The 23024-nt window shown below is 62.5% G+C and carries 16 protein-coding genes; 10 read left to right on the forward strand and 6 right to left on the reverse strand.

Annotation, left to right across the window (positions count from 1 at the left end):
• The first annotated feature begins 77 nt into the window (after positions 1–77).
• Entirely contained in the window at positions 78–683 is a 606-nt protein-coding gene (locus tag ACO06O_RS05155; protein WP_421876990.1) for a carboxymuconolactone decarboxylase family protein, read from the forward strand.
• Positions 680–1675 carry a succinylglutamate desuccinylase/aspartoacylase family protein gene (locus tag ACO06O_RS05160; RefSeq protein ID WP_421876992.1) on the forward strand — a complete coding sequence of 332 codons (996 nt, stop codon included), beginning with the start codon at positions 680–682 and terminating at the stop codon, positions 1673–1675. Before ACO06O_RS05155 ends, ACO06O_RS05160 begins: the two co-directional genes overlap by 4 nt.
• Positions 1676–1692: 17 nt before the next feature.
• On the opposite strand, the gene ACO06O_RS05165 is transcribed toward ACO06O_RS05160, so the two are convergent.
• The 3 genes from ACO06O_RS05165 to ACO06O_RS05175 all read right to left on the reverse strand — a co-directional run bounded on the left by ACO06O_RS05165 (position 1693) and on the right by ACO06O_RS05175 (position 4144).
• Complete coding sequence (locus ACO06O_RS05165; protein WP_421876994.1) at positions 1693–2010, reverse strand: hypothetical protein; 318 nt, start codon at positions 2008–2010, stop codon at positions 1693–1695.
• Positions 2011–2113: 103 nt separating this feature from the next.
• Positions 2114–2944, reverse strand: a complete 831-nt coding sequence (phnX, locus tag ACO06O_RS05170) for a phosphonoacetaldehyde hydrolase (protein WP_421876996.1) — start codon at positions 2942–2944, stop codon at positions 2114–2116.
• Positions 2945–3007: 63 nt separating this feature from the next.
• Positions 3008–4144, reverse strand: coding sequence for a 2-aminoethylphosphonate--pyruvate transaminase (locus ACO06O_RS05175; RefSeq protein ID WP_421876998.1), 1137 nt, complete (start codon positions 4142–4144; stop codon positions 3008–3010).
• Positions 4145–4286: 142 nt separating this feature from the next.
• On the opposite strand from ACO06O_RS05175, the gene ACO06O_RS05180 reads away from it, so the two are divergent.
• The 7 genes from ACO06O_RS05180 (at position 4287) to ACO06O_RS05210 (ending at position 12947) form a co-directional block, all read left to right on the forward strand.
• Complete coding sequence (locus ACO06O_RS05180; protein WP_421877000.1) at positions 4287–5162, forward strand: LysR substrate-binding domain-containing protein; 876 nt, start codon at positions 4287–4289, stop codon at positions 5160–5162.
• A 268-nt stretch (positions 5163–5430) separates the two neighbouring features.
• Positions 5431–8313: an isoleucine--tRNA ligase gene (ileS, locus tag ACO06O_RS05185; RefSeq protein WP_421877002.1), complete on the forward strand. Its 2883-nt coding sequence runs from the start codon at positions 5431–5433 to the stop codon at positions 8311–8313.
• Positions 8310–8786 (forward strand): signal peptidase II, encoded by a 477-nt coding sequence (gene lspA / locus ACO06O_RS05190; RefSeq protein WP_421877005.1) that lies wholly within the window; start codon positions 8310–8312, stop codon positions 8784–8786. The genes ileS and lspA overlap by 4 nt, the downstream gene beginning before the upstream one ends.
• 75 nt (positions 8787–8861) lie before the next feature.
• Positions 8862–9461 carry a DUF3035 domain-containing protein gene (locus ACO06O_RS05195; RefSeq protein ID WP_421877007.1) on the forward strand — a complete coding sequence of 200 codons (600 nt, stop codon included), beginning with the start codon at positions 8862–8864 and terminating at the stop codon, positions 9459–9461.
• A 141-nt stretch (positions 9462–9602) separates the two neighbouring features.
• A complete protein-coding gene (locus ACO06O_RS05200) occupies positions 9603–10961 on the forward strand; it encodes a M16 family metallopeptidase (protein ID WP_421877009.1) in 1359 nt (452 codons plus the stop codon).
• On the forward strand, positions 10958–12289 hold the full coding sequence (locus tag ACO06O_RS05205) for a M16 family metallopeptidase (RefSeq protein WP_421877011.1): 1332 nt from the start codon (positions 10958–10960) through the stop codon (positions 12287–12289). Before ACO06O_RS05200 ends, ACO06O_RS05205 begins: the two co-directional genes overlap by 4 nt.
• Before the next feature lie 91 nt (positions 12290–12380).
• On the forward strand, positions 12381–12947 hold the full coding sequence (locus ACO06O_RS05210) for a GNAT family N-acetyltransferase (RefSeq protein ID WP_421877013.1): 567 nt from the start codon (positions 12381–12383) through the stop codon (positions 12945–12947).
• A gap of 53 nt (positions 12948–13000) precedes the next feature.
• On the opposite strand, the gene ACO06O_RS05215 is transcribed toward ACO06O_RS05210, so the two are convergent.
• From ACO06O_RS05215 to ACO06O_RS05225, 3 genes are all read right to left on the reverse strand, one after another.
• Positions 13001–13336: a DUF6916 family protein gene (locus ACO06O_RS05215; protein ID WP_421877015.1), complete on the reverse strand. Its 336-nt coding sequence runs from the start codon at positions 13334–13336 to the stop codon at positions 13001–13003.
• Positions 13337–13456: 120 nt separating this feature from the next.
• A complete protein-coding gene (locus tag ACO06O_RS05220) occupies positions 13457–14080 on the reverse strand; it encodes a phage tail protein (RefSeq protein WP_421877017.1) in 624 nt (207 codons plus the stop codon).
• Between the two features lie 59 nt (positions 14081–14139).
• Positions 14140–14763, reverse strand: coding sequence for a phage tail protein (locus tag ACO06O_RS05225; protein ID WP_421877019.1), 624 nt, complete (start codon positions 14761–14763; stop codon positions 14140–14142).
• A 1035-nt stretch (positions 14764–15798) separates the two neighbouring features.
• Between ACO06O_RS05225 and ACO06O_RS05230 the strand changes: the two genes are divergently transcribed.
• The gene (locus ACO06O_RS05230; RefSeq protein ID WP_421877021.1) at positions 15799–22917 is read left to right on the forward strand and encodes a DUF4347 domain-containing protein; all 7119 of its coding nucleotides are present in this window, start codon (positions 15799–15801) and stop codon (positions 22915–22917) included.
• Positions 22918–23024 lie beyond the last annotated feature (107 nt).

Below are 23024 nucleotides of genomic sequence, written 5' to 3' on the forward strand. Positions count from 1 at the left end.
GCGGTTTGTCGTGCTTGTGACAGGGTATGCGAACGTGATCCACTCACGCAGGATGATACCCGCCCAGAGGAGCAATCATGACGTGGGTCAAGACGGTCGCTTATGACGATGCGTCGGATCGGCTGAGGACGTTGTACGATCGCGTTTCCGGTCCAGGCGGCAAGATCGACAACATCATGATGGCGCATTCGCTGCGACCGCATACGATGGAAGGGCATATGGCCCTTTATAAGGCGGTCTTGCATCACTTCGGAAACGAGGTGCCGAAATGGGTCCTGGAGACGATCGGGATCTACGTCAGCCTATTGAACGGCTGCGCCTATTGCGTCGATCATCATTTCGCCGGGCTGAAGCGGTTGTTGCGCGGCGCCGAACGTGCCGACCGGATCCGGTCCGCCCTGGAGGCCGGCCGTCCCTCGGACGCGCTGGACCGGCAAACCGCGCGCGCGTTGGATTATGCGGAGAAGCTGACCCGCACCCCGCAGGAAATCTCGGCGGCGGACATCCAAACGCTGCGTGACGCGGGATTTACAGACGGCCAGATTCTGGAGATCAATCAGGTCACCGCCTATTTCGCCTATGCCAATCGCACGGTTCTGGGATTGGGCGTCGACACGGCGGGCGACGTTCTGGGTCTTTCACCCGGCGACGGCACAGACCCCGACAATTGGACGCATGGATGAGCGAGACGACAAACCCAATTGCCTGCACCGTGGATCTGACGACGCCAGGCCGGAACCTCGGTTATCTGCTGGTTCCGCATTCGGTCCACCGATCAGCCTATGGTCATATTCACGTTCCCGTCGCTTCCCTGGTGGGACCGCGGGACGGCCCGTCCATCCTGTTGATGGCCGGCAATCACGGGGACGAGTATGAAGGGCAGATCGTCTTGTCTGGCCTGATGCGCGACCTCGACCCCGCCCGGATTTCGGGCCGCCTGACCCTGCTGCCGATGGCGAATTTTCCGGCGGCGGAAGCGGGAATGCGCACATCGCCCGCCGATGGCGGCAATTTGAACCGGACTTTTCCGGGGAAGCCTCGTGGGACGCCGACGGAAATGCTGGCGCATTTCATCGAACATCGCCTTGTCGCGGAAACCGATCTTGTCATCGACCTGCATTCCGGCGGCAGTTCGCTGTATTGCGTTCCATTCGGCATGACGTCGTGGGTCGAAGGCAATGAGCATAACCCGCTGCGCCGGTCTGTGATGGCGGCGCTCGGCCTGGACGCGGCGCTTTATCATCTGCCGGATGGCGACGGATGGTATTCCAGTTCCGCGGCATGGCGAGCCGGGGCGGCCGGTTTCACGCTGGAACTGGGCGGCGGCGGCACGGTCGATCCGGAAATCCGAAGGCGCGCCCGGGACGGTGTGCTGCGTGCCCTAAGGGTTGCCGGGGGATATGACGATGAAGGAGAGGCGGGACCGATCCCGGACCATCCGCGCGAGTTCAAGGATGAAAGTCTGATCTTTGCTGAGGAACCGGGGCTCTATGAGCCCTTATGCCATGCCGGGGATTCGGTCGATGCGGGCACGAGGGCCGCATATATCCATTTCCCGGAAACCCCCGGCAAGGCACCGTTGGTCGTCATCGCGCCGAGGGACGGCTACATCCTGGCACACCGCGTTCCGGCGCGGGTGCTGCGCGGTGACTGCCTGTTTCACGTCGGGCATTGATCCCAAGCAGGGACGGATCAGAACAGGGCCGTGCTGCTCTCATTGACGGTTTCCAGGATCTCATAGGAGACTCCGACCGAGTCGCCGTCGACATGTCGCACCACAAAGGCAATGTGTTTGCGAAACCGGTAGCCCGCCGCCTGCATATGCAAATCCGCTTCGCCGGTCGCGCCGATCTTTCGATAGACTTCCGGCAGAACGGCGCGAAAGCCGGTTCCGCTGAAATCCTGCAGCGCGCGCAGCCGCCCGTCCAATGACAGGGTCGGCAGGACCGTAGTCAACCGCAACGCGTCGCGGCGGTCGGCGTCCGGCAAGTCGTTTCGATAAGCTTCCATTGGACCTCATATCCACAACGCCGATAAGGGCATGGGGGAGTTTAAGGCCGCTATGGTTAAAGTGGGGTAAACGGTTGCGTTTACCCCGTTGCCTCGGCCCGACTTACGGTGCGTCGCCGGCCGCCAGACGCGCGTCGATATCGTCGATCACCTCGACGATGTCCGCCACTGTGTCGATCACGTAATGCGCGCCCGCATGCCGCAGTTTCGCAGCCGCCTTCTCGCGCAGGTCATCTTGTTCGCCCTCAGGCAGGGCGGTCCATTCGTCGTAGCTGATCCCCACCTCATTGCCGGAGCAGGCCAGGCCGACGGTCCACATGCCGGCGGCGAGACCGGCCTCGATCCCCGGCGCGCTGTCGTCGACATTGACGCAGGCCTGGACGCAGGCGACACCGAGGTCGAGCGCCGATTTCAGGCACATATCCGGCCGCGGCCGGCCATGGGCAACGTCGGAGGCGCAAACCGTGTTGTCCGGCACCAGCCCCTGTTCCGCCAACTTGCCGGACAAGACCTCCAGCACCTCGCGCGGATAGCCCGTGGTCGTGCCGATCTTGCGGCCTTCCTCGCGCAGGATTTCGATGACGTCCAGGGCGCCCGGAATGACAGTCGAATAGTCGGCCAGGCACTGGACCTGCAGCGGCAGAAATTCGGCATACATCGCGTCGATGTCCGCGTCGCCGGGGGGCTGGCCATGCGCCTGAACCCAGCGGGCGGTCAGTCCCGGCATGGCGCACATCTGGGCGATGTGATCGCGCTTTGCCGCGCCCATGGGCACCCGCGCCTCCGCCACGGTCGCTTCGACCCCACGGCGGCGAAAAATCTCAATGAAAGCCATGACCGGCGCTGTCGAGCCGAAGTCGACCAAGGTCCCGGCATTGTCGAAAATTACCGCCTCGACCGGGCCGGTATAACGGCGGATGTAGGAAAAACTCATGTCGGTGCTCCTCGAAAATATTGATCGGAAGGGGCCTGCGGCGGCGGCCACTTCACCCGTCGGTCAGACTGCCGCGCCGGTCGGCACTTTCATTTGCGCCATCACGTCGCGCACGGCCTCGACCGCGCCGGCCATATCGCGCTCGTCCAAGCGCCCGATGCAGCCGATGCGGAAACTCTCGGCGACGGTCAGTTTGCCCGGATAGATCAGGAAACCGCGTTCTGCGAGCGCGTCATAGAAGGTCTGAAAACTGAAATTCGGATGGGCCGGCATGCGAAAGGTGACGATGATCGGCGCTTGAAGCGCATCCGGCAGCAATGTCTCGAAGCCGAGATCCCGCAGTCCGTCGATCAGCGTCCGGCAATTCCGGCGGTACCGTTCCCCGCGCCCCGCGACCCCGCCCTCGTCCCGATGTTCGTCCAGGGCCTGGGCCAGGGCAGCGATGACATGGATCGGCGGGGTGAAACGGTATTGGCCCGTTCTCTCCAACGTCAGGAACTGGTCCGCCAAATCCAGGCTCAACGCATGGGCATTACCCTCCGCCGCGCGCAAAGCGTCCTCTCTGCACAGAACGAAGCCCAGTCCGGGCACCCCTTCCAGGCATTTGTTGGACGATGCGGCCAGGGCGTCATAGCGCACTTCTGCGGCGTCGATCTCCAACGCGCCGAAGGCGCTCATACTGTCGACCAACAGGCGGCGGCCCTTCGCCGCGACGGTATCGGCAATGTCCGCGATCGGGTTCAGGATGCCGCTGGTGGTCTCGCAATGAACCGCGAAGACGTGGGTTATCGCGGGGTCGACATCCAGCGCGGCGGTCAGGGCGGCAAGGTCCGGCGGGGTGTCTTCCGCCGTTTCCAGGGCGGTCCAGGCGCGCCGCGCGCGGTCTGCGATCCTGCCCGCCCGCTGGCCATAGGCGCCGTTGATCAGGATCAGAATCTTGCCGTCGCGCGGCACGAAAGTGCCGATCATGGCTTCCACCGCAAAGGTGCCGCTGCCCTGCATCGGAACGGTGACCAGCCCGTCGCCGCCTGCGATTTCCGCCAGGCCCTCAAGCACGCGCCGGTTCAGGGCAATAAAGGCCGGATCGCGCGATCCCCAATCATGCAGCATCGCCTGTTTGACGGATTTCGACGTGGTCAGCGGACCGGGCGTCAATAGCAACGGATCGCCGGTTTCGCTTTTCGCGCGGGGCAGAGACATGGGTTATCCTCCAAGGCGGGTAGGCAATGCGACGCGGTGGTTCTAGCGCCGGGCGTTTTATGGCGTCCAATCCATACTAATTATCTGCTAGATAGATTTTAATTATGTGACAGACTGCCTTGGGGGAAAGTTGGGGGTGGTCATGAACCACAGCCAGTTGCGCGCGTTCCACAGGGTCGCCAGCGAGGGCAGTTTCACCCGCGCGGCACGGGCGCTACGCGTGTCTCAGCCGACCCTGTCCGCCCAGGTGAAGGCGCTGGAGGAAAGCTTCGGCGTCCGGCTGTTCGACCGGCGCGGGCGGCGGATCGCCCTGACACCGCTGGGCCAGGATCTTCTGGCAATCACCGAACAGATATTTGCGTTGGAGGAGGAGGCGGAGGCTCTGCTGGCCGGGATCCGCGACCCGGCGCGCGGTGCGTTGACGATCGGCGCGGATTCCCCGCATCACGCAATGACGCTGTTGGCAGGATTGAAAGCTGGGCACGGTGGCCTGACCCTGTCCGTTTCGGTCGGCAGTGCGGCGTCGGTGCTGCGCGATCTGCGGGACTATCGTTGCGACGTCGCGGTCCTGTCCAACCCGCCGGAAGCATCGGACCTGAAGATCGTCCCGTTTCGTCGCGATCGGCTTGTCGCCATCGTCCCTGTCGGCGATGAGGCGGAGGAGGGACCTGTGCCGCTTTCCCTGCTGCTGGAGCGGCCGCTGATCATCCGGGAGACCGGTTCGGTCACCCGCGACGTCCTGGAAACCGCCGCTGCCGCACGGCGGCTGATCTTCCGCCCCAGCATGGAAATCGGCAGCCGCGAGGCGGTGCGCGAAGCGGTTGCCGCCGGTCTGGGCGTCGGCGTGGTCTTCGAAAGCGAATTCGGCCGCGACGCGGGGTTGCGAAAGGTCAAGATCGCCGGGGCGGACCTGACCGTACGCTACGCCGTCGTCTGTCTGGAGGCGCGCCGCCGCCTGGCCAATATCCGAGCCGCGATGAATGTCGCGGAAGACCTGGCTGATCCCGCCGCGACCTGAATTTTGGATACGGGACGTTCCCGCCGTCGATCCGGCCAAGGCGAGCTTGATTCAAGCGCTTCCTGACCATAAAGTCGCGCCGCTATGAAACCCGGTATGACCCAAGTCCAGGCGTGCTTCGCGGCGCCCATACGAATTATCGGCCCGACCCCTGCGGGCCGGGGCGCGCGGGTGTCGGGATAAGACCGGTGTCGGTTCGGCCAGTTGGGCCGTGCTGGGCGCCGCCCCGATCCGGATTCTTGATTTTCATGTGACTGGAAGCTGACCTATGAGCGCCGATACGACGCAATCCGTCGATTACAAAGACACGATCAACCTGCCCCAGACCGATTTCCCGATGCGCGCGGGCCTTCCGCAGCGCGAGCCGGAAATCCTGCAGCGCTGGGCCGAGACCGACCTGTGGTCCCGTCTGCGCGCGGATGCGAAGGGCCGCGAAAAGTTCATCCTGCATGACGGTCCGCCCTATGCGAATGGCCATCTGCATATCGGTCATGCGCTGAACAAGATCCTGAAGGACATCATCAACCGGTCGCGCCAGATGACCGGCTATGACGCCTGCTATGTGCCGGGCTGGGATTGTCACGGCCTGCCGATCGAATGGAAGATCGAAGAGAAATACCGCGCCGAAGGTCAGGACAAGGACGCCGTCCCGGTTGCCGAATTCCGCAAGGAATGCCGCGACTTCGCCGACAAATGGATCGACATCCAGCGCGAGGAATTCAAGCGGCTGGGTGTGTTGGGCGATTGGGACAATCCCTATCTGACCATGTCCTATGGCGCAGAGGCGCAGATCGCTGCCGAGATTGGCAAATTCCTGATGCAGGGCAGCCTTTACAAGGGCGCGCGCCCGGTCTGGTGGTCGGCGGTCGAAAAGACCGCGCTGGCCGAGGCCGAAGCCGAATATATGGAGCACAAGTCGACGACGATCTGGGTGAAGTTCCCGGTCGTCACCGCTGCCAGTCCGGAGCTGGACGGCGCGTCCGTGGTCATCTGGACGACGACCCCCTGGACGATCCCCGGCAACCGGGCCATCGCCTGTCATGAAGAGTTCGACTATGTCGTCCTGGAAGTGACGGAACTGGGCGAGGGCGCCAAGGGCGCGGCAGTCGGTGAAAAACTGGCGGTCGCCAAGGCGCTGGTCGACGCGACCTGCGAGCAGGCGAAGATCACCGGCCACAAGATCGTCGCCGAGCTGAAAGGCGCGGCGGTGCAGGGCACGGTGTGTGCCCATCCCTGGCGCGGTCATGCCGAGGCGGACGGCCATTACGATTTCGACGTCACCGTCTATCATGCCGATTACGTCACGGACGAATCCGGCACGGGCTTCGTCCATATCGCGCCGGGCCATGGCGCGGATGACTGGCATCTGGGCCGCAAGCACGGGATCGAGATCCCCCAGACCGTCGGTGAGGACGGCAGCTTCTACGATTTCGTGCCCGTCATGGCGGGCAAGGTCGTCATTACCCAGGACGGCAAGGAAGGCGACGCCAACCCGTCGGTCCTGCGCGAACTTGCCATTGCCGGAAAGCTGCTGGCCAAGGGATCGCTGCGCCACCAGTATCCGCATAGCTGGCGGTCGAAGGCGCCGCTGATCTTCCGCAACACGGCGCAGTGGTTCATCTCGATGGAAAGCCACGGCCTGCGCGACGTCGCCCTGCAAGCGATCGAGGACACCGCCTTCTATCCGAAACAGGGCAAGACGCGCCTGCATTCGATGATCAAGGAGCGCCCGGACTGGTGCATCAGCCGTCAGCGCGCCTGGGGCGTGCCGATCCCTGTCTTCGTGCACAAGGAAAGCGGCGAGCCGCTGCGCGACCAGGCGGTCGTCGACCGTATCGTCGCGGCCTTCCGCGAGGAAGGGGCCGATGCCTGGTTCTCCAGCGATCCGTCGCGTTTCCTGGGCAACGATTACAAGGCCGACGATTACGAGCAGGTCCGCGATGTTGTCGATGTCTGGTTCGACAGCGGGTCGACCCATGCCTTCTGCCTGGAGCAGCGCGAAGATCTGCAATGGCCGGCATCGCTGTATCTGGAAGGATCGGATCAGCATCGCGGCTGGTTCCATTCCTCGTTGTTGGAAAGCTGCGGCACGCGCGGCCGTGCGCCCTATGACGCCGTTCTGACCCACGGTTTCGTCATGGCGGAGGACGGCCGCAAGATGTCGAAGTCGCTGGGCAATGTCGTCGTTCCGGCGGAAGTGAACGAGAAGTACGGCGCCGAGATTCTGCGGCTCTGGGTCGTGTCGGAAGACTATTCCGGCGATCTGCGCATCGGCGAAAGCATGCTGAAGCAATTGACGGATTACTACCGCCGCTTCCGTAACACGCTGCGCTGGCTGCTGGGGTCGCTGGCCCATTACGATCCGTCCAAGCGGGTCGAGCCGAAGGACATGCCGGAACTGGAGCGCTGGGTCCTGCACCGCATCGCGGAACTGGACAAGGTCGTCCGCAAGGGGATCGAGACCTACGATTTCACCCTGATCTTCCGCGAGTTGCATGAGTTCTGCGCGGTCGATCTGTCGGCCTTCTATTTCGATATCCGCAAGGACGCGCTGTATTGCGACGCACCGGACAGCCCGCGCCGTTTGGCGTCCCTGACGGTACTCGACATCCTGTTCGAGAGCCTGACGGCCTGGCTGGCCCCGATCCTGAGCTTCACGACGGAAGAGGCCTGGCTGGCCCGAACCGGAACCGCGCCGGAGAATTCGGTGCATCTGCGTCAGCTGCCGGATGTGCCTGCCGATTGGACGCTGCCGGAAGCCGAGGCCGCGCGCTGGACCAAGGTGCGCCGCGTGCGCCGCACCGTGCTGACGGCGCTGGAGCAGAAGCGGAATGAAAAGGAAATCCGCGCCAATCTGGAAGCCGCCCCGGTGATCCACGCGGATGCCGCGATCAAGGCGGCCTTCGACGGGTTGGACCTGGCGGATATCCTGATCACGTCGGATGCGGAGATCACGACGGCCGAGGCGCCGGACGGGGCTTTCACCTTGTCGGACGTGCCGGGTGTCGCGGTCGTCTTCCGCCGGGCGGAGGGCGCGAAATGCGAGCGGTGCTGGAAGGTCCTGCCGGATGTCGGCAGCCGGCCCGAAGCGCCCGGCGCTTGCGGCCGATGCGCCGACGCCGTGGCCGGAACGGTTCAAGCGGCCGAATGATGCAGCGTCTGGGACTTGCGATTGCGGCGGCCGTCTTCGCGGCGGATCAGATATCCAAACCCTGGATTCTGTCTGTCTTCGAGGGCGGCGCACGGCCGGTTGAGGTGACGTCGTTCTTCAACCTGGTTCTGGTTTACAATCGCGGTGTCAGTTTCGGCCTGTTGAGCAACGATTCGACGTCCGGACCGTTCATTCTGGCCGGATTGGCGGTCGCCATCGCGCTCGGCATCTGGTGGTTCCTGCTGCGCAAGGCCGGCGCCCGCCTGATGGCGATTGCCTGCGGACTTATCATCGGCGGCGCGTTCGGCAATGCGCTGGACCGGCTGCTTTATGGCGGCGTCGTGGATTTCCTGGATTTCCATGTCGCCGGATATCACTGGCCGGCTTTCAACATTGCCGATTGCGCGATTGTGGTCGGCGCGGTTCTGATCGCCGCTGACGGCTTGTTCGGCAAGGCGAAACCCCTTACATGATGAGGGGTGCCCGGAAGTATGATATACTGCCGGCCAATCAAGGCGTTCCAAAAACGAACGGGTATGGGACCGACAATGACGGGACCGCGTAAACTGGGTGGAAAAGTACTGACTTTCGGCATGCTTGCGGGGTCGCTGCTTGTCGCCGCGTGTTCGGCCGATACGGGCAAGATCCTGGGCCTGGAAAAGACCACGCCGGACGAATTCGCCGTTGTGTCGCGCGCGCCCCTGTCCCTTCCCCCCGATTACGGCCTGCGGCCGCCCGATCCCAACGGTCAGCGTTATCAGGATCTGAAACCCCAATTGGACGCGCAGCGCGCGGTGTTTGGCGACGAAGCCATTCAGCGCCGGCTGGATACGGAAGCCCAACTGCGCCGCGCGGGGGTCAGTCAGGGTGAGATGACGTTGCTCGACCGGACCGGCGCGATCGAGGCCAGTCCCGAAATCAGATTGGTTGTAGATGAAGAAACCGCGGCGCTGGCGGCGGAGCAGGACTCCTTCGTCGACGATCTGGTTTTCTGGCGTGACTCGGAGAAGGCGGGCGACGTGATCGACGCCAATGAAGAAACGCGGCGCCTGCAGGGGAACTCCGCGCTGGGCGTCCCGGTCACCGAAGGCCAAACGCCGATCATCACGCGCGAGGGCGAAAAGTCCTGGTTCGAGTGGCCTTTCTGACGGCTCGCCTTCAAGCGTCCCGCGGTAATCGATCGCGTTCGATCACTTTTCCAAAAGAATTTGTGCCGGTCGCTGGACGCCGCCGCGTTTGTGCCTATCTGCCTATCGTCAAACTTTGACCATCGATAAGAAGGGGTAGGGATGCGGTCCTTGAACATCGCCCTCGGAGCGGCAACCTTTTTGCTGATGTCCGGGGCTGTCCCCGCGCTCGCCGAGGTTTTCGGCGCCAAGGAAACCGTTCTGGACAATGGCATGCGGATCGTTGTGGTGGAAAATCACCGCGCGCCCGTGGTGACGCAGATGGTCTGGTACAAGGTCGGGGCGATGGACGAACCGCCCGGCCGATCCGGCATCGCACATTTCTTGGAACACATGATGTTCAAGGGCACCGATTCGCTGGAACCGGGAGAGTTCTCGGCCATCGTCGCGCGCAATGGCGGACAGGAGAACGCCTTCACGTCGCAGGACTATACGGCGTATTTTCAGTCCGTTTCCAGCGACCGGCTGGATCTGGTGATGGAGTTGGAAGCCGACCGGATGGTCAATCTCAACATCGCCGAGGAACAGTTCGAGCTCGAACGGCGCGTTGTCTTGGAAGAACGGCGCCAACGCGTCGACAGCGAGCCTGCATCAATCCTGTCGGAACAGGTATCGGCGTCCTTGTACCGAAACCATCCCTACCGCAATCCGGTGATCGGCTGGGCGCATGAGATTGAGACGTTGTCCATCGACGACGCCGTGGATTTCTATCGGACATACTACGCGCCGAACAATGCGATCCTGGTGGTGTCCGGCGATGTGGACGCCAACGAGGTCTTCGCGATGGCCGAGAAGTATTTCGGTGTCCTGGATCCAAGTGAAATCCCCGAGCGTCCGGACTACCGTGAGCCGCCGATGACCGTCGAGACCGAGGTCGTTTACTACGATCCGCGCGTCCGCCAGCCTAGCGTGACCGTGCGCAAGTTGGCCCCGTCCTGGAATACGATAGAGGATCGGTCCGAAACCTACGCTCTGGACGTGCTGTCCCAGATCATCGGCGGTGGCAGCACATCGACCTTCTATCGGTCCTTGGTTATCGACCGGGGTGTCGCCGTCAATGCCGGCGGCTGGTACGACGGGGACGGGCGGGGACCCGGCACGATCGGTTTCTATATCAGTCCGGCCGATGGTGTTTCCCTGGATCAGGCCGAAGCGGCGTTGCGCGAGGAAATCGCCAAACTTCTCACCAAAGGCGTCACCGAGTTCGATGTCGAACGTGCGGTCATCCGCCTGCAGGACGCGGCCGCGACGGCGCGGGACAGTCTGAGCGGCCCGGCGATGACAATCGGGCGCGCGCTGTCGACCGGTCGGACGTTGGAGGATGTTGAGGAATGGCCAGACCGGATTGGGGCGGTGACGGTGGATCAGGTGAACGCGGCGGCGCGCAAATACCTGTCGGCGCCGGGCGAGGTTGTGAGCCGGTTGTTGCCGGAAGGTGGCGAGAAAGGAGCCGGACAATGATCCCGCGCGGAACCCGATTGCTGCCTTTGATCCTGGTCGCGCTGACCCTGGTGCTGACACGGCCCGCCTTGGCGGAAGTGGAGGTCGAAGAGGTCGTAAGCCCCGGCGGCATTAAGGCCTGGCTGGTGCGCGACGAAACCGTGCCGGTCACCGCAATTGAATTCACCTTCAAGGATGGTGGGGCTGGTCTGGATCCCGATGGGCGCGAAGGCACCGCCAATCTGGCCGCATCAACCATCGACGAAGGTGCGGGCCCCTATGACAGTCAGGCCTTCCAGCAGAAACTGGCGGACCGGTCCATCCGCATTTCCTTCAATGCCGGGCGCGACGCCCTGTCCGGCAGTTTCTATACGCTGAACCGCTATCGCGACGAGGCGTTGGAACTTCTGCGGCTGGCTCTGACGCAACCGCGTTTCGACTCCGAACCGGTGGAGCGGATCCGCGGTCAGATCATGGTCGGGATCCGCCAATCGGAAAGCGATCCGGAAAGTGTCGGCGCGAAAGCCCTGCGCGAGGCGGTGTTCGGGGACCATCCTTATGCCGAACCGGTGAACGGGACCGAGGCCAGTCTGGCGGCGGTGACGGTCGACGATTTGCGCGCCTATGTGAAGGAGGCTTTGACCCAGGACCGTCTGACCATCGGGGTCGTCGGCGATATCGAGCCTGACACCCTGGGCGCCATGTTGGACCGCGTCTTCGGGGACCTGCCGGAAACGGGCCGTGCCGACCCGACACCCGATATCGAGCCCCGGATCGCCGGCGGCAGCATCGTTCTGGACATGGACGTGCCGCAAAGCACGATCCTGTTCGCACAGCGTGGCATGGCGATTGACGACCCGCGCTATTATGCCGGCATGGTCTTGAACTACGTTCTGGGCGGCGGGTCGTTCAACTCCGTCCTGACGGACGAAATCCGGGTCAAGCGGGGGCTCGCCTATTCGGTCTATTCCTTCCTCCACCCGATGGACCATGCGGCTTTGCTGCGCGGTGGAGCGGCCACCCAGAATGCGCGGGCCGGAGAAACAGTCGACCTCGTGCGTCAGGTTCTGACGGATATCCGCGAGAATGGCGTCGCGGCGGATAAGGTCGAGGATGCGAAGACCTATCTGACCGGGTCGTTCCCGTTGCGGTTCACCAGTTCGTCCCAGATCGCGTCGCAATTGGACGCGATGCAGTATCACGGTTTTCCGATCGACTATTTCCAGACGCGCAATGCCCAGGTAGAGGCGGTGACGCAGGAAGCGGTCGACGCCTTGGCAGCCGATTTGCTGGATCCCCAGGGACTTCTCTTTGTCATTGTCGGGCGTCCGAAAGGGCTGGGCGGCTGAACCGCCGTCGCATGGGAAAATAATCTGGAGATCGTGCCTCCGGAGATTTTATACTCTGGCGAGTGTTTTCGGTTACCGGAGGAATATCCCGATGTTGCAAGGCTTGGCCAATCTGCCGAACGGCCTGTCCATTCGCCCGGCCAGGCCGGGGGACAAAGCTTTCCTGGAAAAACTACATCGCGATCAGCGCGAAGACCTGAAAATGGTCGACGCCGACCGTGCCTATATCGAAGAACTTCTGGATATGCAGCTTCGGGCGCAGACCCTGGGCTATGGCGGAGCGTTTCCGGAAGCCCTGTACTTCGTGATCGAGAAGACCGGTGATGCCGTCGGCAAGCTGACGCTCGATTGGGGCGGTACAGAGGCCCGCGTCGTCGATTTGGCCTTCGTGAAAAAGGCGCGCGGGAAAGGCTTCGGGCAATCAGTCCTGATGGCGCTCATCGCTGCCTGCGGTTCGTCGAAATGCCCCTTGGCGGTTTCCGTCGCACTGAACAATCCGGCACTTTATCAGTGGCTGTTGGCGCAGGGATTTACGGTGACCCAGGCGCCGGAAAGCGGATCGCATCACATGCTGGTGTGGTATCCGGGCCGCGACGCCATGGCCGGACAGCCGGGCGCGCTGGCGCAGGCGTCTTCTTCGGGGGAAGGATCGGTTTAGAGCGGCATGCGTTCAGATGGAACCACCTGAACGCATGCCGCTCTACGCGCCGCTCAGGCGAAAATCACGGACCAACGCTGACCGTCACCCCATTCGGGTTCGGGAATGCCGCTGTTGGGGGTGATCATGACTCCCTTCAAAAGCCCGAAATTCTCGTTCTCCAGATTCACGCAGATGGATTCGCCCGTCGGTGGGACATGGTCGGTCATGAAGATCGCGGCGAAGGCAGAGCGTTCGCGCAGCCCCGGGATTGGCCCGCTTGAAATCCGGACTTGGACAAGACGCGCCTCGATTTCCCCGTCGTCATTGTAGACCCGGAAGGTCTCGCCCACATGCGGTTCGAAAGTGTGCGCCTGGACAGCGCCCATTTCCAATTCGTTATCCGCCATCGTTCCACTCCGTTCCAGCTCAACCTGATGTTCTTGCTATCATGAATAAGGAACGGCGCGGCCCCCCCTTTTGTCCCACACCGTTCGCCCAAACCCGGTACGCCCGCGCCGAAAGCGGCGCTAGTTTCTGGATGGGTAGATGCCATCCTCGCAAATGCAATAGTTGATGGCCTGAAACGGATTCAGCAATGGAAACGATACGCTGTTGCCGGTCGGTTCGACGTTTACCGTCCCGCTGCCTTTGCCGCCGGATGCCGTCACGCCGCCCAACTGGACGGTCGTCCCGGGCGTTGCACCGGCAACATACATGTTCGGGAAGGTTCCGATTGCTGGCTGGCTGCCAATATAGTCGCCCGCTGACGGCGCGCGTTTGGACGCGGAACTGGTTGATGCTTTCACGGTTACGTCAAGGGGCGCTGGCTCGCCAGGCGTGAACCTGGCGATGTGGCTATGTGTCGGCATTTGGGCCTCGGTCAGCGTGTGGTACTGGAGGCCGTTTTTCGTGCCGATCGCAAAGGGCATTAACCCTGGCAACGTCCCAATTAGAGTCGCGCCTACCGGTACCCGTGAGCGAAGATCCGGATAGCCGAAGGTCGTCCTGCCATCACCTCCATAGAGGTTTGAGATTAACGAATTCAGCGTGGGGTTCTGCGAGATGGCAACGATCTGACCGCTGCAAAATGCCCATTTATGAGGTGCGAAGCTAAATCCAAAGCTGGCAATCATGCCGCAATAGGCTTCCATTTTACTGCTCCCTTATTGGATAGTAGTGCCATTGCCCCCGGGGGCGGACGCTATCTCGATCAGTTTCTGGACGGATAAGTTCCAGCCTCGCAGATGCAAAAATTCACGGCCAGAAACGGGTTCAAAACTGAAACGGGCTCGCTCGCGCCGGTCTCGTGGAGCGACACAGTACCGGTGTGTTCGCCCACGCTCCATTCAAGGCCGCCCAGAGGCACGAGAGTTCCCGGCGACGTGTGGTCGACATACATATCCGAGAATGTGCCGCTAGTCGGTTGGCTGGCGAGATAGTCACCGATGTTGGGAGCGCGCAGGTCTGCCGCGCTGGTCGAGGCGGCGAAAGTCAGTGTCGGACCGTTCTGATCTGTCCCAGTGAAGGTCGCCGTATGATAATGCGCCGGCAGTTCGAGTACGGTCAGCCGGACGGACTGCACGCCGTACATGCTTCCCAGCGGGAACGAATCGAGTCCGGGTGCCACTCCCATCGTACTGGATCCGGCCGCCATGCGGGAACGTAGGTCCGGATAGCCAAAACTCACCCGCCCATCGCCGCCGAAAAAGGTACCGATCAGGGAGTATAGAACAGTGTACTGCTCGACCGAGACCAATTGGCCGGTGCAGAGGCCCCAGTCCTGAGGTGCGAAGGCGAAGCCGAAAGCGGCGATCATGCCCGTGAAGGCGTCCATATTACTCTCCCCCAAAATATAACGTCGGTTTGAAATCAGTCAGGTACTCGGCCGGGCATCAGGAAAAACTCGAGGTCAAAAAGGTAAACCCCGCAGTCTTTGTCGCGTCCTGGCTGAGCGCGATGACGGAAACTTCCCCCAACTCGTCGTGATGCGGCTGAGGGACACCATCGACGGATGGGAAACTCTCCGGTACGGAAAACACCACGCTAAGCCGCTTGCGGGTCGGCATCTCGTCGCTATCCTGACTTTGCGGGCATTGGATTTTCCCTGGTTTTCGCAATAGACCAGTTCGAGTTCGACCGTTACCCAATTGGGTTCGGTCCTATCTTCACGGGCACCCGCCAAGAGAGTGGTCTGGAAGTTGCCGCCGATATGGGGCTTTAAGGTGTCGACCGTGGCGTTGGCCGGATTCAATAGTTTCTCTGTCGCCATGTGACTCCCCGAATGCCTCGGTTCTCTGAGGCCGGCTGCGAAGAAAAGATGCGTTGTCGAACTCTCGGTCGGTGCGGCGGAACTGTAGCATTGGTTCCAAGAAACCGAACGAGCTCCGGGATCTGCTCCTTTCGGGCGACCGTTTCGGTTTGGTGTTGAAAGTGTTTATCCCAATGCGAGCATAACAGCGTTTTCAGATAAACGACCATGAATTTTTGTTACGCTATCGCTGCAGCTTAGAGGGGTCATTTTCTATCAACCTTTTACGAAAAGTTAACACTGCTATGCCAATGTAGAGACTAATGAATTAGGGTATCTGCGCGTCGATGGGTGGGAAGTTTGAGATATTTAGCTAAAATGCATTGTATATTGTAATCAACCTCCGTACGATCCTGGCGGAAGAGTTGCGCTGCTTTAATGTAGCAAGCAATATCGGCGCCCGGTTGTGCGGTGCTTTGCTCGTGAGCCCCGAAATGGCGATGAAAATCTAGAGGTGCGGTTGTGCAATTCATTCGGCAGATATTGATGACCTCGACCGCCCGCCCGCAGATTCGGCATCGCCCTGCATTTAAGGCGCCGATGGCGCTGGAGCCGCGCTTCATGTTCGACGCCGCCGGTGCGGCAACGGGCGTAGATGCGGCACAAGACGCCGCCGCCGAGGCCGAGGCGGCCGCCGAAAATTCCCCAAATGCGGGAGCGGGTGCCAATACCGACGCGGTTGCGGATGCGATCAGCGGTCATGTCCCCGCAGAGAATCGCAAGGAAGTTGTGATCGTCGACCCCAGCGTCGCTTCCTATCAGGATCTGCTGGCCGGCATGGATCCCAATATTGAGGTCATCATTCTTTCGGAAGGCGCGACGGTTGAGGATATCGCCGCGGCGCTTGAAGGCCGTAACGGCATCGATGCCGTACACCTGATCAGCCATGGCGGCATAGGCTCGCTCAATCTCGGCGGTGAGATTCTGTCACTCGACACCCTGGACGCCAATGCCGATGCGCTGCGCACGATTGGGAACGCACTGTCGGCGGATGGCGACATTCTGCTCTATGGCTGCAATATAGGCGCGGACGGTGCCGGTGGTGATTTTCTTAGCGCCTTCGCGGATGCTACCGGCGCCGATGTCGCCGCTTCGTCGGACGAAACCGGTGCCGCTGCGCTGGGTGGCGACTGGGTACTGGAAGAAAGCATCGGAACAATTGAAACCGGCGTCGCGATATCCGACGCGGCCCAGGAAAGTTACGCACACACCCTTGCCGTTTTTGACTGGACGACGGGCGCTTCCAACAACGGCGTTGCGACCCAGACTGTCTCGGGTGTTACGATAACGATCACCGGCGGCAGCTTGGCGGTCTCGGATGGTGGCGGCCTAAAGGGCACCGACGGCATTATCGCATTCGAGAATAGCGGTTATCAGGGTTTTTTCACTGTGACCTTCTCCAGCGCGGTCGATCTGACCACAATGCGTGTTGGTCGCCTTTCAGGTACTACCTCCCTGGATATCCTTTATGCCGTGTCGGATGGGTCGGGGAATGCGACGCGGACGCAGTCATCCACAGACTACAATAACGGTTCCGATGTGGACCTGAACTGGACGGGCGTTACCAGTTTTACGATCACGGCCAACGGCTCCCTTTCCGGGACAAGTTTCATACCGGTCTTCGATACGATCAACTTCACTGTTGCCGTCTCCAATGCGGCGCCAGCCCTCGGCGGAACGCCTGCTGACGCGACGGTAACGGAGGATGTCGCGACGGCGATTGATCTGTCCGCCTACAATGTGTCGGATGGCGATGGCGACACGATCACCCTCACGCTGGCGGTGGATGCCGGCACCATCGCGTCAATCGACGGGAACGGCACGACGTCCGGGGTGACCATCGCGAATTCCGGCACCGGGTCGATGACGCTGCAGGGTACGGCCGGCAATCTGAATACCTATCTGAACGATACGACCAAGATCCGCTACACGACCGCGCTGAACAGCACCGCCTCCGCGACCCTGACGGTTACACCGAACGACGGGACCGTGAACGGAACCGCCGATACCGTGACAATCAACGTGACGCCGGCGAACGACAATCCGACCGCGTCGCTGCCGGCCAGCGTGACCGTGACCGAGGACACGTTGAGCAATGTCGATCTGTCGGACGCCAGCTTCGCGGATGTCGACGGCGACACGATCACGGTCACCCTAACGGCATCCGCCGGAACCTTCGCGACCCCGGCGAACGGGGCCGGCGTCGGCGGCGGTGTGACCGAAACCCTGGTCAATGCGACGACGATCACGCTGGTGGGCTCGGCGGCCGATATCAACACCTATCTGGATGCGGCGTCGAGCATTCGCTACACGCCCGCGTCCAACGTAAACGGTGCGGCAGCGGCGACGATTACGGTCACGGCGAATGACGGCAACGGGTCGGGCAATGTCGCGCTGGGCACGGTCAATGTGAACGTCACCGCCGTGAACGACAATCCGACCGGGTCGCTTCCGGCCAGTGTGACCGTGACCGAGGACACGTTGAGCAATGTCGATCTGTCGGCCGCCAGTTTCGCGGATGTCGACAGCGCGTCGATCACCGTGACGCTGACCGCGTCGGCGGGAACCTTCGCGACCCCGGCGGACGGGGCCGGTGTCGGCGGCGGCGTGACCGAAACCCTGGTCAATGCGACGACGATCACGCTGGTCGGCTCACCGGCCGATATCAACACCTATCTGGATACGGCATCGAACATCCGCTACACGCCGGCGTCCAATGTGAACGGCGCGGCAGCAGCGACGATCACAGTCACGGCGAATGACGGCGACGGGTCGGGTAACGTTGCGCTGGGCACGGTCAATGTGAACATCACCGCGGTGAACGACAATCCGACCGGATCCGTCCCGGGCAGCGTGACCGTGACCGAGGACACGCTGAGCAATGTCGATCTGTCGGCCGCAAGCTTCGCCGATGTCGACGGCGACACGGTCACTGTCACCCTGACCGCCTCGGCCGGGACTTTCGCAACCCCTGCAGACGGCGCAGGCGTTGGCGGCGGGGTTACGGAGACCCTGGTCAACGCGACAACGATTACGCTGGTCGGCACGGCGGCGGACATCAACACCTATCTCGATACGGCGTCGAACATTCGGTACACACCGGCGTCCAATGTCAGCGGCAACAGTGCGGCGACCATCACTGTTACGGTGAATGACGGGCAGGGCAGCGGGAATGTCGCGGCCGGAACGGTTCAGGTCAATGTGACGGCGGTGAACGATGCGCCGGCCCTCGCCGGGCTGGACGGCACGCCAAGCTTTACTGAAGGCGGCGCCGCGGTCGTATTGGACAGCAACGTGACTGTCACGGATGTCGAACTGGGTTCTCTGAACGGCGGGAACGGCAATTTTGCCGGGGCCAGCCTGGTCATCGTGCGCAACGGTGGCGCCGATGCGACCGATACCTACTCTATCGTGACCGGCGGCAATCTGACCGTCGCGGGCAGCAACATCTCTGCCGGCGGCAATGTCATCGCCAGTTTCGATACCTCGTCGGCCGGTCAGGTGACCATCACCTTCCAGAACAACGGCACGATCCCGACGACCGCGCTGGTCAACGAGGTGATGCAGGCGATCCGCTACACCACCACGTCGAACGATCCGCCCGCCACGGCGCAATTGAACTGGACCTTCTCGGACGGCAACAGCGCCGATGCCCAGGGGACAGGCGACAATCCGGGCACGGCCACCGGTTCCACGACCGTGTCGATCACCAATGTGAACGACGCGCCGACCCTGACCGGGACCGGGCAGAACCCGACTTATGTCGAGGGCGCCGGTGGGGCAGATCTATACAGTGGCGTGACGGCCAGCACGGTCGAACTAGGCGATCGCATATCGTCGATGACTTTGACCGTCACCAACCTATCCGACGGGGCCAGCGAAATTCTCGGCTTCGACGGATCGGATGTCGCCCTGACCAACGGGACAAACGTCACGACGGCGACCAATGGTCTCAGCGTTTCGGTTTCCGTAACCGGCAGCACCGCGACCGTCAGTTTTTCCGGCGCGACACTGTCCGCCGCGCAATTCCAGACTCTGGTCGACGGCATGACCTACCGCAACACGTCGGACAATCCGACGACGGCGGGGAACCGGGTGATCACCATAACCGGGATTACGGATAATGGCGGCACGGCCAATGGCGGCAGTAACGTGGCCGCGCCGAACCTGACAAGTACCGTGTCCCTGACCGCGGTGAACGATGCGCCGGTCATCGGCAATATGAACGGCGACAGCACCAGTCTGCAGGTGGGCAGCGCCGCCAATATCGACAATGGCGGCAATGTCACCGTCACCAACCCGGATGCCGCCGACTACAACGGTGGGTCGCTGATTATTTCCGACAATGGCGGCAACAATACCGCCAACGGCAATTTCACGGTCGACGGCACCAATGTGACGGCCGGCGGCGACGGCACGATTTCGGCGGGCGAGTCGATCTCGGTCGGTGGCGTCAATATTGGCACGGTAAGCGCGACAAATGACGGTCAAGCCGGGCGGTCGCTGGAAATCAGTTTCAACTCCAATGCCACCGATGCTCGGGTGCAGACTCTGCTGCAGAACATCCGCTGGGGCGCGGCCGCCGGCACCGGGGCGCAGACCTTCACCGTGACATTGAACGATGCCGACGGCACCGCAAATGGCGGTGCGCAGTCGACGACAGCAAACTTCACCATGACCATCGGCAATCTGCCGGTGATCAGCAATCTCAGCGGCGACAGTGTGACCTTTACCGAGAATGGCGGCGCCGTCGTGCTCGACAGCGGCGGCAACGCTACGGTTACCGATGCGGACAACCCGGCCAATTATGGGGGCGGCAATCTGACAGTCACCGTCTCGGCCAACGCCGCGGCTGCGGAAGACATCCTGACTTTCAACACGGCAGGGGCCGTCGCGCTGGCGGGAACGACGGCGGGATCGAACGTCTCCGTCGGCGGTACGGTCATCGGCACACTGGCGAATAATATCGCGGCCGGGAACAACCTCGTCGTCAATTTCAATGCCAATGCGACCCTGACCCGGGTTCAGACCTTGGTGCAGGCGATTGCCTATGATAATGCCAGCGAGGTGCCAAACACGGCCACCCGGACAGTATCGACAACCCTGACCGATAATGACGGGCTGACCAGTGCGGCCAGCACCGTGTCCGTCGCGGTCTCGGCGGTCAATGACGCGCCGGTCTTCACGGGGCTGGATGGCACGCCCACGGTCAATGAACAGACGGCGACGGTGCTGGACTCCAACGCCACGATCGCGGATGCGGAACTGGACGCCCTGAACGGCGGCGCCGGTAACTATAACGGGGCGACCTTGACCCTGTCGCGCAATGGCGGCGCGAATGCACAAGACCAATTTGCCCACACGGGAACGCTGGCTGCGCTGACGCAGGGCGGCAATCTGACGGTCGGGGCGACGACGATCGGGACGGTCACGACGAATTCGGCCGGTACGCTGCTCCTGACCTTCAATGCGAACGCGACCACCGCCCTGGTCAACAGCGCGATCCAGCAGATTACCTATACGAATACCAGCGACACGCCCCCGGCCAATGTTCAGATCAACTATGTTTTCAACGACGGCAATTCGGGCGCGCAAGGGTCCGGCGGCGCCGGGTCGGACAGCAACGATTCCGTCACGGTGACGATCACGCCGGTGAACGATGCGCCGACGGCGTCCGGTATTCCGGCCTCGGTGACGGTCACGGAAGACGTATTGAGCAATATCGACTTGTCGGCCGTCAGTTTCGCCGATTTGGACGGCAACAATCTGACTGTCACGCTGACCGCGTCGGCGGGGACATTCGCCACACCGGGCGACGGGGCCGCGGTCGGGGCCGGGGTGACCGAAACACTGGTGAATGCGACGACGATCACGCTGGTCGGCAGCGCGGCGGACATCGCCACCTATTTGGACACCACGACGAATATTCGCTACACCACCGCGGCGAACGCGGCGGGGAACGGCGTTGCGACGATCACGATTGCCGCGAATGACGGTACGGTCAATCCGACGCTGGGCACGGTTCAAATCAACGCGACGGCGGTCAACGACGCACCGGCAGCGACGGGGATTCCCGCCGCTGTCACGGTGACGGAAGACACGCTCAGCAATGTCGACCTGTCGGCCATTACCTTCACGGAGGTCGATGGCGATACGCTGACGGTGACCCTGACGGCATCGGCCGGAACCTTCGCCACGCCGGGCGACGGGGCCGCGGTCGGGGCCGGGGTTACCGAGACCCTGGTTAACGCGACGACGATCACGCTGGTCGGCAGTGCGGCCGATATCAGCACCTATCTCGATACCGCCACCAATATCCGCTATACGACGGCGGCGAATGCCGATGGTAACGCGGTGGCGACGATTACGATCACCGCCGGCGACGGCACGGTGACCCCGACCCTGGGAACGGTGAATATCAACTCCACCGGCGTGAATGACGCGCCTGGGCTGGTCGGCGTCGACAATCCGGTTGTGTTTGACCCATCGGGGGGCACGCCGGTCGTGCTCGATTCCAACATGACAGTGTCGGATCCGGAACTGACGGCGGCCAACAATTACAATGGCTTCTCGGTTCAAATCCAACGGTCCGGCGGGGCCGACGCGACCGATCTGTTCGCCGTGCGGTCCAGCGCGAATGTGACCATTGTCGGCGGCAATGCGCAGGTCGGCGGCAACACCATCGCAACGCTGAACACCACGACGGCCGGACGTTTGGTCATCACCTTCACCAGCGGTAACGGGACCACGGCGACAACGGCGCTGGTCAATGAAGTGCTGCAGAACGTCACCTATGCGACGAACGCGGCGACGCCGACATCGCCGGTCACGATTGAGTTGACCCCCAATGACGGCACGGTTGGCGGCACGGCCCAGACACTGACGGCGACCTTGCGGCCGCCGGCGCCGGTCGACGATTTCGTCCCGCCGCCGACCAATTCGAACCCGCCGCCGGCCCCGCCGCCTCTCGCGACGGCCCCGCCGCTGCCCCCGCCGCCGCCGAGCACGCCGGTGCGCGATGGGTCGAGCAACGGATCCAATCCGGGCGGTCCGGCGCAAAACAATGGCGGCGCGGAAAGTGCCATCCGCGGAACCCTGGGGTCGCAGAGTGCAATTGAGAATACCGGAACGCCCGTCCGTGTTTCGGTCGTCGGTACCGGAAACGGTCTTGTCGCCAATGCCGGGGCCGGTTTGGGCGGCGGAACCAATGGCGGTCTGGGCGGCGGCGGAAATGCCGGTGGATTCGGTGGAGCAGGCGGCGGCCTAGGCGGTGGTCTGGGTGGCGGCGGATTCGGCGGAGGCGGCCTTGGCGGAGGTGCCGGTGGCGGCTTAGGCGGCGGCACTGGGGGCGGCCTCGGCGGTGGCCTCGATGGCGGGACCCCCGGAACGGGCCCCTCCAATGGGCTGGACGGCGGGCTTGGTGTGCCCGGCGCGGATCCGCAAGGCGGGACCGGATCGGGCGATCAGGCATCCTCGACCGGCAACGAAGGGGCTGTCGCGGATGACGGTTTGATCGTTGCGGCCGCCGACGGTCGGGGTGCCCAGGAAGGCGAAGGCGCCGCGGAAGAGACAATGGCGGTGACGGACTTTTTTGGCGAGTTGTTGCTGGCTGCGGGCGAAGGTACGGTGCTGGACGATTTTGCAAAAGCGCTGGACGAATACCTGCCGCCGGCGGCATAAGTTTGGCCAAACCTTGGGAATCGTACGCGTATACAAAATCGCGGTTTAGTTGAATTCGGTGATGTCATCCGGGTGGGGGTGGTCCGACGGATGGGAGCGACAGGGGT

The organism is Pacificispira sp., from assembly GCF_965228185.1.
In the GTDB taxonomy this organism is placed as follows: Bacteria; Pseudomonadota; Alphaproteobacteria; order UBA8366; family Aestuariispiraceae; genus Pacificispira.